The organism is Planctomycetia bacterium (assembly GCA_015075745.1).
GTDB lineage: Bacteria > Planctomycetota > Phycisphaerae > UBA1845 > UTPLA1 > UTPLA1.
In genome coordinates this window covers 823,860-839,213 of record JABTTW010000001.1, presented here as the reverse complement: position 1 = coordinate 839,213, position 15,354 = coordinate 823,860, and the positions used below count along the sequence as shown (strand labels likewise).

The following is a 15,354-nucleotide window of genomic DNA, read 5'->3' as shown; positions in this document are numbered from 1 at the left end:
ACGCTTAGGGTGTGTGCTGAGCAGCAAGATCGGGTTGCAGCTTTAACTAAATGTGAATTAAGATGTTATATTCATAGTCGCCGATCGGAGGTCCTTTGGCCATTTGGAGCTGGCTCGCCAGGATGTGTGCTGACTCACGTATTGCATGTGACCGCGTGCACATGGCTGCGCCCGACCGTGCGATCTTCCGGCAGGAGAATCAGTCGCTTTCGGGCTTTCTAAATTAATGTCGCGAGTACGCTGGTATCACTATTACTTCGTCCTGGCATTGTTCGACGTGCTGATCATCCTCCTCAGCCTCAGGATGCATGGCCGCACGATTTCCAGCGCCGCCGGCCTGATCGAATCCGCGGTCGATCTCGACGAGCAATCTCGCTGGCTTCAGCTCACTCAGCAGCGTGTCATCGATCTGAACGCCCCAGGCAATGACGTCTTCCAGATGCGGGACTTTGACCTGCACCTGCGTCGGTTCGAGGTCGCAAAGCGAAACTTGAGGGAAGTGCTCGACGCGGGAAAGAATCTGAAGTCTCCGCTCAACGTACCAACCGAGCCCATGGAGGCGATGGTGGCCGCGGCGCAAGAAATCTTCGATGAGTTTAAGCGATTTTTCGCGAGCGAAGCGACCGCCGAGGACCGCCTGCAATCGCTGACCACGGCCGGCAAGGCGATGGCTCGAATGGATACGCAGCAGCATGAGTTGTTGGGGGCGCTCAGCGTGTTGTTTCAAAGAAACGCCGAGAAACGGGATCGGCTCCTGCTGCAGCACGAGAGCGAACTGCAGCAGCGCGTCAATTCCGAACGCTACTTCATCGCGGCCGTCGTGCTGGTACTCGTTGGCATTCTCTGGTTCGGTCGGCGGTTGCAGCGGTATGACAGGGAATTGCAGGAACAGCGACGGATGGTGGAAGAAGAGCGCCGCGAGCGACTGGCCGCCATCGGCGAACTCTGCACCAGCGTGGCCCACGGGATTCGAAACCCGCTGGCCGCCATTCGAAGTTCGGCCCAGTTGACCATGGAGCTGGGTCAAATGGATCAGAACTCCAAGGAGAGACTTGGGGACATCCTGAACGAAGGTCGTCGGCTTGGCGATCGAGTCACCGGCCTGCTTTCAATGGCGCGGGCAACCAGTTGTGGATTCAGTCCGGTCAATCTCTTGCAGATTGTCACTCGTGCGGTGCGCGAGCTGAGCCCCGCGTTTTCCGAGCGAGGTTTGACGATCGAGCAGGACATCGACCCAGCCGAGATCATGGTAATGGGCGATCGCCACCAGCTTGAGCAAGTGGTGATAGAGCTGCTCTCGAACGCACTCGATCATTCGAAGTCAGGTGATTGCGTGCGTGTTGCCTGCCGCCGCGTTTCGGAAAACGGTACGGTCGCGATCGAAGTGGCTGATCAGGGGCCTGGAGTCCCGGAGCGCATCAGGCGCAGAATTTTCGATTTGTTCTTCACCACCAAAGCGGGCGGCACCGGCATCGGGCTCGCCACCATCAAGCGATACGCCAAGTTGCACGGCGGCGACACGGTTCTCGTGCCCTCGAGCAGGGGCGCGTGCTTCCGATTTACGATGCCCGTCGCTCCGCCGGGAACATGCGCAGTGAGTTCAATCCAGACAGGCGACAGCGACGCCTCAAAAATCGAGCGATACTCCAAAGGAAACGACAGCCACCCGATGCAAGGGCCGGACAGCGAGCGAGCCAGGCAGGAGGAGATGAGATGACCAGGGTACTCATCGTTGAGGACGAACGCGTACTGGCGAAGAATGTACGCGAAAAGCTGGTTGCGCATGGCTATGAAGCCCGAGTAGCGCATAGCGGTAAGGAAGCGCTCGCGGAGAGCGCCCAGTTTCTTCCGGAGCTGGTGCTGCTGGATCTGTGCCTGCCCGATACGGACGGCCTGGATATTCTGCCGCAGCTCAAGGCGGAGTCGCCATTCGTCAATGTCATCGTCGTCACCGCCCATGGCAATGAGCGCATCGCCGTCGATGCGATGAAGGCCGGGGCGACCGAGTACCTTACAAAGCCGGTCGAGCTTGATGAACTCCTGCTCGTCATGGCCCGAATCGTCGAGCGACAACAAACCACCGACAACCTCACCTTCCTGAAGAGTCGCGAAGAAGAATCCAGCGGCCTCGACCGGATCATCGGCGAGTCCGCCCCGATTCGCGTGCTGAAGGAGAACATCCGAAGGCTGACGCGCGGCGATGTCCTGAGTCTGCCCGATCCGCCGACCGTTCTGTTTACCGGCGAGACCGGCACCGGCAAGGACTTGGCAGCGCGGGCGATCCACTATCAGGGGCCTCGGCGGGGCAAACCGTTTATACAGGTAAACTGCACCGCGCTACCGGCAACGCTGTTTGAATCTGAGCTGTTCGGCCACATGAAGGGTTCCTTCACCAGCGCCACGCAGGCGAAGCGAGGCCTGTTCGATGTCGCCCAGGGCGGATCAATCTTTCTCGATGAGATCGGGCACATGGAGCTCGAAATGCAGGCCAAGCTGCTTCATGCAATCGAAAGCCGTGAAATACGCCCGCTCGGGGGCACCCAAACTCGCAAGATAAATGTTCACATCATCGCGGCGACGAACCGCAATCTCGAGGAGGCGGTCGAGCAGGGGGAGTTCCGTCGCGACCTTTACCACAGATTGCGAGTCGTTGAGATTGCACTGCCTCCTCTCCGGGAGAGACTGTCGGACATTCCGCTCCTGACCTCACATTTTCTTGCCCTTCACTGCAACCGATTCGGAATGAAGCCCCGGCGGCTGTCTCCGGAGGCAATCGCGGCGCTGGAGCAGTATGAATGGCGGGGCAACATTCGAGAGCTGTCGCATACCCTTGAGAGTGCACTGCTGCAGGCGGATTGCGAAGTGCTCGACCCGATGCACTTGCCGTTGTCGTCGCGCGAAAAGCCCGGCGGCGCTCACGTTGAGATTCCAAACGGCCTCGTCCTGCGGCTTGAGTTTGACAATGCCTGCCCAACGCTCGAGGAAATCGAACACAGAATCCTCGTCGCGACATTCGAGCACACCGGGCAGAACCTGAGCCGCACAGCGCGGATTCTGGGCATCACGCGGGAAGCGGTACGGTATCGATTAAACAAGCTGGCCGAAGCAACAGGCGCCGCGCAGCAGGTGATTGATCATGCATCTTAAGTACATCTCAACAGTCGGGATTGGCGCTGCCTCATCGGGGCGTCTGCCGTTCACCTGTTGTTTGCTTGTCTGGGCGGCGGCGAGTGGAACCGTTTCGATCGCTCAGCCGGTCGTGTTCTCTGAGCCGGTCGCCGACGCCGTCATTCGGCGGACCGACATCGGCAATGACGGCCCCGTCGATCCCGGGCTGCATCGGTTGCCGGATGTAATCGAAACACGGCTTGGCACGTTCTCGCCGGCCGCGCCACATTTGGATCGGTTCAATGGATCCTGGGACAGCAATGGCCAGTACATGCGCTTCGACATGGTCTTCGACGGACTCGTCAACCCGCCGGGGCCGTTGTCGCTCGAAAAGAACTTTCCGGTGTACGAGCCGTTCCTTTACGGACCCAATCCCGCCTTCGGCTATGTGGAGTTCGATATGGACGCGAACCCGGACACGGGCGGCGAATTGAGTGACACTGAGTATCGCTATCTTGGAAACGTGGGTCGCTTCGGTGGTCTGCCAAGCGATGCCAGGTTCTTGGATCGAGCCGCCGTTACGGCCGCGGACTGCGATGAGAACGTCTTGACGGCGCCATATGTTGAGAGGAGTGGCGAGGAGTTTCACCTTGCCCTCACCGGTGAGGAGATCGATTCCATTTCGATCAAGACCGAAATGCCGGGCGGAAATCCGATGGTGTTCGAGGATGGCGAAACCTGGGTTCTGGAGGGGGACTTTTTTCATCGCGCTCACGGCTTCGAAGATTATGCGTTTACCTGTTTCGACCGGCCGGGCAGGTACAAGCCTGAGGTAAAGCTTCAGTTCAAACACGATGTCTTGACCGAACGCACGACGGTTTCGCTCGTTTATCCGCTCACGAACGCAGCGGATGCGGCCCTACAAAGTCCAGGTACGCCCGTCGAGCCGAACGACGGCTGCGAAGATAATCAAAACTCGGTCGAAGAGGCATTGGAGGACTTGCAAATCAGCGCGGAGTTCGCCGATCCATGGGATCGCATGCAGCCCGACTTTGCGCTCATCGCAGGCTGGGAATTCAATGTCGTAGCGAATCTTCTCGTGCCGGAGAACTGGCCGAGCTTCGGCCTTGTCGGCACAGCCTACGAACAGCTTCAGGGGCCGTTTGAGCGTTTCATCTGGACCGACGCATGGCCGAATCCGCTGCCGGGCGATTTTGACGGCAGCGGCGTGCGCGACGCCGCGGATGTCGCGTTGCTCGTTAACTTCATCGCAGCGAACGACGGCGCTGCGGGCGTGGACGACGACGGCAATGGATCTAACGGGGTCATACTCTGGCGCCAATTCTCCCGCAGCTTTACGGTGTTCGACACGAACTATGATGGCATCGTCGAGCTGAATGACGCTGTCATCATGGGAGACATGGATCTCAATCAGGCTGTCGAGTTCGACGACGTGGATGACTTTGTACAGGCCTTGCTGACGCCGGACCTGTATGCCGGCACACATGGCGGTGTGACCGGAGTCACACGCGGAGACATCAATAGCGATCTATCGCTGGATGCAGCCGACATCGCCGGATTCCTGAATATCTTGCTGAATCCATAGTCGCTGGGGAAAACTTCCGCTTCCACTTGCATGGTACATCCGTTAGCATGGTGGGTGGTTGGTATCGTCCCCCCACATATTCCGAGCCGAGCCGGTGTATTCCACATGACTCGATTCAAGAGGAAAGTCCCAGGACTCACGATTGTTGAGTTGCTTGTCTCAGTGGGAGTCATTTCACTGCTCGCCGCGATTCTGCTTCCTGCCATGAGTGCCGGGCGGCAGGCAGCTAAAGACCTTGAGTGCCGCGCGCAATTTCGGGATGTCACGCAGAGATTCATCAATTTCGCCGACGACAGCGGCGTGGGACTCCGCGGAGAGAGCCAGTCGCTCGGCGGTCGATTTCAGATTGAGGACTTTCAGGATTCCCTTTATCAAGTAGACGAATTTTGGGTCGGGCCCGAAAGCGAGCGAACGCAGGTTGACGCCGGTGCGTCGCCACTGATGTGCCCCGCGTCCGCAGGCGCGCTGGAGCGGCGAGCGGGATTACCTTGTAGCTCGGGGGGGATTGGCCCCGCGAAAAACGTGAGCACCGGATTTAATAAGCGCCTGGAGACTCGAACCCGCGAGGTACGTGGCCGCCTGTTACCGGCGAATGCCTATCTCTCCAGCAGGATTCTAACCATGCCGGATGTTCCGCTGGTATTCGATGTAGACGGACAGCAGGCGGCCGAGCGTGGCGTGCTCCCGCTTTACTCCGCCCCTCCCATTCTTACCGACAAATGGATCGACATTTACGAATCCGGCAAGAACTGGTTCCCTTCGTTCCGCCACCGCGGCCGCATGAATGTCGCCTTCGTCGGCGGCCATGTCTTATCCACGATTCACCCCACCGAAGAGCCCTGGTGGCAGTGGAACTATCAGCCGGATTCCTGACCGACCCCAGTCTCCGCCTTCGCGCCAGTACTTTTCCTACTGACTCCCAATTTCGATGAGCGATCTGTCTGTCTGGGCCGAGCGGCCGCCTGACGCACATCTCGGATGTGTGCACGCTCCCGCTCTAGCCGGTCCTCTCACCAAAGGCCGCTTGAGAAGCACAACCGTTTCCTCGAATCAGTCCGGCTCCTAATCCTTTCATTAAGAATCAGTTAGCAAGACTCGCCGCGCACGATCGCTGGGCCGTCTCTGCTTCATCGCCCAAGTGGCACGAGTTGTGCATTCGTATCGATCGAGTCCGCCGATCTCGTTGTGCCCTTCAGCACAAGAGCAAGACGAGGCGCCCCATGAATCCGAATTTGGAGAACCTGAATGCATCTGAAGCATGGAATGGTTAAGTGGCCGACGCTGCTTCTCGCCCTGGTGTCCTTGATACCCGCGGCCAGCGCCAACGGGCAATCCCAATCACTCTCCTCCGAAGGTGCCATCTTCGGACGGCCCTACGTTGCAATCGGATACGACGTGAAACCAATTCTGCCGAGTCGGTCCGATGAGCCCTGGTTCCCGACGCTGTACAACCCACCCTTTACCGAGTTGGTGCTTGAGCCGCCGTCTCTACGCCCTGAAGCCCTGGCCCTGAAGGACGGGCTTCTCTATGTCGCCGGCGACTGGAACGAAACGCAGAATCAGATCGCAGTCTGCACGACAAACACCTGGGGCGAAATTGCCTTTGATCACGTCATTGAGCACCCGCTGACGAACCCTCCCCCGACGACGACTCCAAACAATCAGTGGTGGGGCCCCGAGGGGATGACATTCAATACCGGCGCGACGGGTATCGGCGCGGGAGGTTCCCTGCTGGTGACGATCGACGATCAGCAGGCCGGCATTGGAAACACGTTTGCCACGGTCGATCGAACAACAGGCGTCCTCGCCAATCTCAGCGCGACGGTCGCCGCGGATGACATCGCCTACGGCCCGGCGTCGCAAAGGTACTATCTGCTGATCTCAATACCGAACAGCGTGCAGGTGTTGGACACCAACATGACGCCCACCGGCGCCTCGTGGGCGACTCCGGCGAGATCGCGAGGAATGACCGTTGTGTCTGCGGCCTACGGTCAGGCACTCACCGGAGACATGACTTTGACCGGCGACATCATCCTGGTCATTTGCAAAGAAGACCCGGGTGCTATTCCGCCGCTCAAGAATCGCCTCGTCGCGTACAGGAGCGACGGCACGCAGATCGGCGATATACAGGACATCTCCTGGATTGACTCGTCGTTGGATAACAGCAGCCAGGGCGGAACCATGCCCGGCCCGCATGAGATGGAGGCGATCGTCGTCGACGAGGCCAACGGCGTCATCTACATCGGCGACGAGGCGGCCCGCGCCGTTTACGCCGTCAAGGTCGTGACGCCCGCGACAGCGACGACGAGCGGCCCAGTCCTCGGCAGGACGTGGCAAGCGCGGGGTAACTTTGTCGAACTGGGATTGCCCAGCCGAAGCACCGAGCCGTGGTATGCGACTCTGAGCGGACAAGTGAACGATCCGCCGAAGTTGCGACCGGAGGCAATGGCCTATCGCAATGGCTCGCTCTACGTCGCCGGCGACTGGAACGAGACGCAAAACCAAGTCGGCGTGTATGCCACGTCACCCAACGGATCGCTTGCGTACACCTCGTCCATTCAGTTGCCCATCATGAATCCGCCGCCGAATCCCAGTATTGCGAACAACACTTTCTGGGGTCCCGAAGGACTGACCTTCAACACCAGTGCGGCCGGCTACGGTGCTTCTGCCTCGGCCCTCGTATCGGTCGAAGATCAGCAATACCTCCTGAATGGAAACACAAGGGCCCTGCTGAACCCGGTGACGGGCGCGCTGTCGGACTTCGGAAAGTTCACGTCGGTCGTAGGCGCCTTGTCGCCGGACGACATTGCTTACGGCGCGCTGACAAATCGCTTCTACGTGCTGGGCGACCCCGACATCATGCAGGTGTGGACCAGCGCCAATCCGCCGGTCTACGCAGGCACACAATACGCACTGCCGCAGAGATCCAAGGGCGTGGCAGTCATTTCACCCGCCTTTGCCCAATTTATGCTCAACAATTCCGCCATCACGCAGGAGTGTCTTCTGGTCGTGGCAAAGGGTTCAGTCGGCAGCAGTGCGGCTCCCAATAATCGACTCTATGTCCTCACAACGGCTGGCGCGGTCCTCGGGCAACAGGACATGCTCTGGACCCGCGAGGCCTTCCCGGGCCAGCCGCTCCAGGAATTCGAAGCCGTCGCGGTAGATGAGGCCAATCGCGTCATCTACATCGGCGACGAGAAAGCGGGCGGCATCTTCAGCCTGACGGTGCCCATGGCTCTCGCAATCACGACTCCATCGCCGCTTCCCAATGCCGCCGAGGGCGCGGCGTACAACCAAGCCATCGCGGCGACTGGTGGCACTGCTCCGTACTCATTTACTCAGACAAGTGGCCTCATGCCGGCGGGATTGTCCCTTTCGATCAACGGGCAGATTCCGGGGTCCCCAAGCCAATGCGGGGTATTCACTTTTGACGTCCAGGTGACGGATGCCGCCTTGAGCACGGCATCGCGGTCCTACTCGCTGACCGTACTGCCCAGCGGCATTCCCGGCGACATGGACGATAGCGGAAACCTCGACGGTCTCGATGTGCAGCGATTCACAGCCGCCCTGCTCGGAGTCGGCACAAATGCTGACGCATGCTCCGGCGACATGAACGCGGACTTCGTCGTCAACACCCTGGACGTGCCGGACTTTGTCACGGCTCTGCTCGCCGGCTGAAGGAGACTTGCCATGCGACTGATGGCGGTTTGTCATGACAGCGTCGGCATCGGGCACCTACGAAGGACGCTCGCCATTGCCGAGCGCGCTACGCAGACGATCCCATCGTGTCGGGCGCTGGTTGTCAGCGGCACGGTCCACGTTTCGAATTTCACGCTGCCCGATCGAGTCGACTACATCAAGCTTCCATCGCTTCGCAAGGGACCGGACTATCGGTACTGCGCGAAGACGCTCGGCGTGAGCCTGACCGACACAATCGCCATCCGATCGGCCTTGCTGACCGCGACCGCGGCAAGCTATCGACCCGACGTACTCCTGATCGACAAATCGCCTGTCGGCGTGCACGACGAAGCCGAGACCGCGCTGCGGCTGGTGCGCGATCGATATCCTGCCACGCGCGTCATCTTTGGAATGCGCGACATCGAAGACGCGCCGGAGCAGACCATCCGTGAATGGAAGCGAGGCCGGCATCTTGAAGCGCTGGAGTATCTCGTTGATGAGATCTGGGTCTACGGCGACCCTGCGATCTTCGATGTCGTATCCGCCTATGAACTGCCTGATGCAATTGCTCAGAAGATTCGATACGTCGGTTTCATCGCCCGATCAGGCTGCTCGCATGACTCAGGAGAACCAAGTCGGGGCGCCGGTACGAAAAACGTGCTGGTCACGGTCGGCGGCGGCACCGACGGCTATCGACTCCTCGATCAATACTTGTCGATTCCACAGGCGAGACAGAACGCAGTCGGCATCCACTCGACCATCATCGGCGGACCTGATCTGCCCCGCGATCACGCGAACGAACTTCGTCGGCGCGCCGCCGCGTTCTCAAACCTGACATTCCTTGACACTTCATCCTGCATGAATTGCGAATATCGCAGAGCCGACGTCGTGCTTTGCATGGGTGGATACAACACGATGGTCGAGGTCCTGAGGGCAGGCCGCTCCATGCTCGTGTATCCCCGCGTCGAGCCGCGACTTGAACAGTACATTCGGGCAAAGCGCTTCGCGGCCCATCACCTTTGCGAAATGCTCGATCCCAACTGTGTAACGCCGGAAAAAATCCAGGATGCGATTGACGGCATTCTGTCAAACAGCAATGGCCGGTGCACCACCACACCGAACATGAATGGACTCAGAAACGTCGCCGAACGGCTCTCTGAGCTGGAGGTAGCCATACGTGACTCAGTGGCTGTATTTGTGTAACGATCTCGGCATACCCCTGGACGGCACCAAGGGGGCGAGTGAGCACGTTCGGGCAATTACCCGCGCGCTTTGCTCAAACGGCGCACAGGTATCGGTGCTGGCGGCGCGCGGCAGGCTACCGGAAGGGCATCCCGCTGCGCAGATAGATCATTGTCTGGGTCGCAATGCGCGAGAGCTTGGCGACATCGTACGACGATGGCTTGAGTCAAATGACGCCCAATCCGGCATGGCGTCTGAAATCGCCCAGATGTCCTACGACGCCGCGCTGAGCGACGCGTTGGATCAGGAAACGCTCTCACCCGAGGCAGACGTCGTCGTCGAGCGGCTTTCCCTGTTCTCGTCGGCAGGAATGAGGTTCGCCCATAAGCGCGGCATTCCCTATCTCGTCGAGATGAACTCTCCAATGGCGCAGGAGGCCGCGAATTATCGCGACGCAGGATTGCAGGCACTGGCCCAGGCCATTGAGCACAAGACGCTTCAGGCTGCCGACTTTGTCATGACGGTCTCAAGCGACTTGCGAGATCACGCCATCCAGACGGCCGGGCTCGATCCCGATCGCGTCGTGACGGTGCCGAACGGCGTCGAGTTGGGATTGTTTGACCAGACATACGACAAGTCGCTGGCCCGCGTCGAGGCGGGTGTGCCCCCGAACGCCCTCGTGTTCGGTTTCGTCGGCAGTCTCAAGGTTTGGCACGGTGTCGAGGTATTGCTCGAAGCATTCATGCATATACGGCGGGAATTGCCTGCGGCGCACCTCCTGATCGTCGGAGACGGCCGCAGGTTGTCCTACTACCGAGCCCTTGTCTCTTCATCGACTCTCGATGGTCATGTCACTTTTTTTGGCGGAACAGACCATCCGACCGTCGCCCGACTCCTTGCAGGCGTGGATGTCGCGCTGGCGCCGTATCTGCCGCAGTCAACATTCTACTTCTCGCCTCTCAAGCTCTATGAGTACATGGCCTCGGGATTGTGCGTCATTGCCAGCCGCGCCGGACAAATCGCCGAGGTCATCGACGATGGCCACAACGGCTTACTTGTTGCCTCCGGTGATTGTGAGGGGCTCGTCGAGGCAATGCTCCGGGTGGGGCACGACGCAGGCCTCCGGGCTCGACTGGGAGATCGAGCGCGCAAGTCCGTTGCCAACTGCGGCTGGGACAATACGGCGCAACAGGTCATCGATCTCGCGGGGCAGGCGCTTCGGCAACGATGTGGAACGAGACTGCCTGAGGTGATCCATGCGCGGGCTTGAATTGGCGGCGAGCCAGGTAGATTCATCAACCAGCCCTGCGATGGGCGGCCGCGCGGATGAAATCGCATACTTACTCCAGGTGTTCCCGAAGTACTCGGAAACCTTCATACTTAACGAACTGCTTGAGCACCAAAGACAGGGATCACCTGTCCGAGTTTTATCGTTGCGGCTGCCGCGCGAGGGCAGGTTTCACGGATGCCTCGCGGATCTGCAGCAACCCGCCGAATACGTCGCCGAGAGCTTTTGGGACAAGCCAGGCAGAATTGTCGAGGCTGCACGCGACGCTTTCTCCGCCGATCTGCGCGGCGTCCCTCGAAGTGTAGGCCACTGGATCGCGCGTCTTGTATCGACCCGCGATGTCTGGCAGGCACTGCTCGTTCGGCGATGGGCGAAGCGCCGCGGCGTCAAGCACTTCCACACCCATTTCGGCGGATACGCAGCCACGGTCGCGTATCTTTCCCGGCTCATGGGCGGGCCGACTTACTCGGTGACGCTGCATGCATTTGACATCTTTCGCGAAACCGTGAACCGTGAGCTGCTTCGCCGCATCATCGCCCATTCCGCTTTTTGCGTGACGGTCTCGCACTTCAACGCTCGGTATCTTCGCGAGGAGATCGGGGCGGACGCGGCAAAAATTCGAGTCCTCTACAACGGCATTCCCCTTGAGCGCTTTCCATTCGGCGAGCGGCCGCGCGAACAGGGGACCATACTCAGCGTTGGCCGATTGATTGAGAAGAAGGGCTTTCTTCATCTCATTCGCGCCTGCGCGGCCCTCGTTGCACGGGGCCGCCCTGTTCGATGCGAAATCGTCGGCGAAGGACCGCAAAGAGAAGAACTCAGGACGGAGATCAAGCGCCTGGGTCTCAAGGACACGGTCCAACTGGTTGGGGCATGGCCGCAGGAGCGCGTCGCTCAGGCCCTCGCTCGCGCGTCGGTCTTTGCGCTGCCGTGCGTTGAAGCAAAAGACGGAAACATGGACGCCTTGCCGACCGTGCTGCTGGAGGCGATGGCGGCGGGATGCCCCTGCGTCTCGACTCGATTGTCGGGCATTCCGGAAATCATCCTCGATCGCCACACCGGCATGCTCGTTCCACCCGAGGATCCTTCGGCACTGGCCGATGCGCTGGTCGAATTGCTCGACCAATCTGAATTGCAGCACCGATTCGCCAGAACCGGACGAGCGAGGGTCGAAGAGGTCTTCGATGTTCGTCAGAACGTCGGCGTCCTCTCAGGTTGGTTAGCGGATGCGTCTCAGCGATCACAGAGGGCGCACTCTTCGGACGCTGTGCCAAGTCAGCCAACCCCCATAAACATGCAGCGGGCGACATCGGGGGAGGTGGTCGCGTGAAGGCATTGCGCATCAAGACCGCTCGCGGCGTGCTGGACCTTCGACAATTCGTGGGGACGCTCGCCTACTTCAGCGGCATGCTCCGGGCTCATGCATGGGTGCTCTCCATTGCGGCCGTTGCAACAACCGCTGCGACGCTCATGGCATTGGCCGCGCCGTGGCCGGTCAAAGTCGTGCTGGACCAGGTCATTCTTGGACATCCGGCGAAGGGATGGCTCAAGCACGCGCTGAACTGGCTCGGCTGGCATGAAAACCTGCTTGCTGTCTGCGCCGCCGCGGTCGTGGTGATTGCCGTCCTTCAAGGTTTGTTTGAATACGCGAGCGAACTCCTTCAAGCGAGCACGGCCCACCGTATCTCGAACACGCTGCGCCGCCGGCTGTTCAAGCATCTCCAGACGTTGAGCCTCGGCTTCCACGAGCGCAATCGAACCGGCGATCTTCTGTTGCGCCTCACGGGCGATATCACGATGGTCCGCGAGCTCTTGGTGGAGTCGATGTTCGACTTGGCCGCCGCCGCGCTGACGGTCATGGGTCTCTTGATCGTTATGGCCCGAATGGCGCCGACACTGACGCTCGTCTCGCTGATGACGATCCCAGCCGTAGCCCTCCTTTCGATGGTCATGTCGATTCGACTGCGCTCCGTCGTGCGCAAAGCGCGCGAGAAGGAGGGCGACCTCATCAGCATCGCCGGCGAGGTGCTCTCTTCAATGGCACTCGTGCAGGCCTTTACCCGTGAGGAAGCAGAGAAGGAGCGATTCAGCCGCCTGGGCCGGTCCGCCTTGCGCGCAGGGCTGAAGAGCGTGAGGATTCAGAGCCGCCTGAATCGCTCGGTCCAGTTCGTCACTGCCGTCGGCACCTGCGCAATCCTTTATCTCGGCGTGCAGGAAGTAACGGCAGGTCGCATGACGCCCGGTACGCTCATCGTCTTCATGGCCTACTTCAACAATCTCTTAAAGCCGATACGGCAGGTTGCCAGGATTGCCGCCAAGATCGCAAAGGCGTCCAGTTGTGCCGATCGCGTACGCGCCGTCCTCGACACAGAGCCGGAAATCCGCGATCGCGCCGACGCCGTCCCGGCCCCCGCGTTGAGCGGCCGCATCACCTACGACAACCTGGCGTTTGGGTATGCCAAGGGTGCGCAGACCCTCTCTGACATCTACCTCGACATTCTACCCGGTCAACGCGTGGCCCTGGTCGGCCCTACCGGCGCGGGCAAATCCACGCTCCTCAAGCTGCTTCTGCGTTTCTATGACCCGACGAGCGGCGCAGTCCGCATCGACGGCCGAGACATTAGAGAGTTCACGCTGGAGTCACTACGCGGACAGATCAGCGTCGTTCAGCAGGAGACTGTCCTCTTCGGCACCACGATCGAAGAGAACATCGCCATGGGCCGCGCCGGCGCCACCCTTGACGACGTTCGCGCTGCCGCGGCCGCCCTCGATCTGGACGATTGGCTCTCCTCGCTCCCCAAAGGGTACAAGACACCCGTCGGTGAGCGCGGCGTCACCCTTTCCGGTGGTCAGCGACAACTCATCGCATTGGCCCGGGCAATCCTGCGTGGCGGAAGAATACTGATCTTCGATGAGCCGACGACGGGCCTCGACGGGCAAACCGAGATGCGTATCCGCGCCGCCCTGCGCAGAGCCATGCGCGACCGAACAACGATCCTCATTTCCCACGGAGTGCGCCCACTGGCCGATGTGGATCGCATTGTAGTTCTTAGCGAGGGTCGCATCGTTCAGAGTGGTCAGCCACAGGATCTCGTACAGGCTGCCGGCGTCTATCGTGACCTGTTCGGCATGGGCGAGGAGCAGCCGCGCATGGGGAGTGCGGCTCGATGAGTACGACCACGATGCGGGATTTAATGGACATCCCGGAGGATCCGGCAATGCCCGGATTGTCGCGATGCGCCCAGCCGGAACTGATGCTCGAAAACGTCAGAACGGCCGTGGCTGACCTCGGCGCCCCGGAATCAGCAGACTACAACGACTGCACCCCCACGGAAGCAATCTATCAACCGGGCCGCGCGTGCCGAATCGCCTATGCCCTGAATGTCCGCGGGATCGATCGCCCAGAGGTCGTTTATGCCCGCTGGCCTGCGGAGAGCCGAACTTACGCATCGGCGATTCGGGTGGAGTCGGGCGGCGAGTCGTTCGACCTGTTTCGCTATCCACGTGATCGACGCCTACGACAGATTCGCGCCATGCGCCGCGAAGACTGGCTGATCAAAGCGTCGGCGGAATGGTTTAAGCGGAAGTATGGAGCCGGGCATTTCACGCCGGAAAGCTGGCGGTGTTCTCCCATCAAGTACGTTCCCGAGTCTCGCCTGGTCTGCAGATTGAAAGGCGAGTGGGAGTCATTGGCCGGGGCCAAGTGGTGCCGGGCGTACGTTCGAATCTCGCGCCGCAATAACGCCGCGGATCAGTCTGAGCTACTAAGCCGGCTCGGAGCAGCGTTGAACGATGCAGCTTGCGGACTAGCCGTGCCCGAATCGTTAGGAGCCGTTCCGAGACAACATCTGTTGGCCACGGAGTTCATCAGGGGTCGGACGCTGCGTGATGCAGTCGCCTGCGCCTCGGGCGAGGAAGTCGCGGAGGCCTGCCGAAAGCTGGCCTCGATTTCGCGGTTAAAGATTGATCTCGCATCCGTACCGGCCGGAGATGACCGCGTCAAACCTGTCTCCATGCTCGCCGACCTTCATGCCGTCTTGCCTCCCGCTTCTGGGAGTGCACGCACACTCGACCTCTGGGCCAGGACACAGCCCGCAAGACCGCAGGTCGATGCGCTGGTGCATGGCGACCTTCACGCGGGGCAGGTCATCCAAAAGAATGAACTTCTTTTTGTCGTCGACTGGGATGCCTGCCGACTGGGAGATCCAACGCAGGACATTACAAACCTCGCGGCGGAAATTGAGTTCGCAACCCGACTTACCGGCGACGCCGCATCATCGCATGACATCGCCGCCGCTTGCGTCCAGGCATGGCGCACCGCGGGCGGCGTCTTCAATACCCGATCCGCACGATGGTGGGCAACGCACGCACTGGTCCTTCGGGCATGGGGATTGCTTAGACACCTTCGACCCGGCTGGCGCGAAGCGGCAAGTCGCCTGCTTGAAAGAGCGTCGGAGGTTTATTCCGGCGGCGCAGACTGGACTGAATGAGT

10 protein-coding genes are annotated in these 15,354 nt (G+C 60.3%); all 10 read left to right on the top strand.

Annotated features, from left to right (window positions below; genetic code table 11):
- The first annotated feature begins 226 nt into the window (after positions 1-226).
- On the top strand, positions 227-1,717 hold the full coding sequence (locus HS101_03325) for a HAMP domain-containing histidine kinase (GenBank protein ID MBE7505297.1): 1,491 nt from the start codon (positions 227-229) through the stop codon (positions 1,715-1,717).
- Complete coding sequence (locus HS101_03320; protein ID MBE7505296.1) at positions 1,714-3,147, top strand: sigma-54-dependent Fis family transcriptional regulator; 1,434 nt, start codon at positions 1,714-1,716, stop codon at positions 3,145-3,147. Before HS101_03325 ends, HS101_03320 begins: the two co-directional genes overlap by 4 nt.
- Positions 3,137-4,714, top strand: coding sequence for a hypothetical protein (locus HS101_03315; protein ID MBE7505295.1), 1,578 nt, complete (start codon positions 3,137-3,139; stop codon positions 4,712-4,714). Before HS101_03320 ends, HS101_03315 begins: the two co-directional genes overlap by 11 nt.
- Before the next feature lie 105 nt (positions 4,715-4,819).
- Entirely contained in the window at positions 4,820-5,587 is a 768-nt protein-coding gene (locus HS101_03310; GenBank protein MBE7505294.1) for a prepilin-type N-terminal cleavage/methylation domain-containing protein, read from the top strand.
- Positions 5,588-5,959: 372 nt separating this feature from the next.
- Entirely contained in the window at positions 5,960-8,392 is a 2,433-nt protein-coding gene (locus HS101_03305; GenBank protein ID MBE7505293.1) for a putative Ig domain-containing protein, read from the top strand.
- A gap of 12 nt (positions 8,393-8,404) precedes the next feature.
- A complete protein-coding gene (locus tag HS101_03300) occupies positions 8,405-9,595 on the top strand; it encodes a hypothetical protein (protein ID MBE7505292.1) in 1,191 nt (396 codons plus the stop codon).
- On the top strand, positions 9,570-10,844 hold the full coding sequence (locus tag HS101_03295) for a glycosyltransferase family 4 protein (GenBank protein MBE7505291.1): 1,275 nt from the start codon (positions 9,570-9,572) through the stop codon (positions 10,842-10,844). The genes HS101_03300 and HS101_03295 overlap by 26 nt, the downstream gene beginning before the upstream one ends.
- The gene (locus tag HS101_03290) at positions 10,831-12,192 is read left to right on the top strand and encodes a glycosyltransferase family 4 protein (protein ID MBE7505290.1); all 1,362 of its coding nucleotides are present in this window, start codon (positions 10,831-10,833) and stop codon (positions 12,190-12,192) included. The genes HS101_03295 and HS101_03290 overlap by 14 nt, the downstream gene beginning before the upstream one ends.
- A complete protein-coding gene (locus HS101_03285; protein ID MBE7505289.1) occupies positions 12,189-14,033 on the top strand; it encodes an ABC transporter ATP-binding protein in 1,845 nt (614 codons plus the stop codon). The genes HS101_03290 and HS101_03285 overlap by 4 nt, the downstream gene beginning before the upstream one ends.
- Positions 14,030-15,352: a phosphotransferase gene (locus HS101_03280; GenBank protein ID MBE7505288.1), complete on the top strand. Its 1,323-nt coding sequence runs from the start codon at positions 14,030-14,032 to the stop codon at positions 15,350-15,352. The genes HS101_03285 and HS101_03280 overlap by 4 nt, the downstream gene beginning before the upstream one ends.
- Positions 15,353-15,354 lie beyond the last annotated feature (2 nt).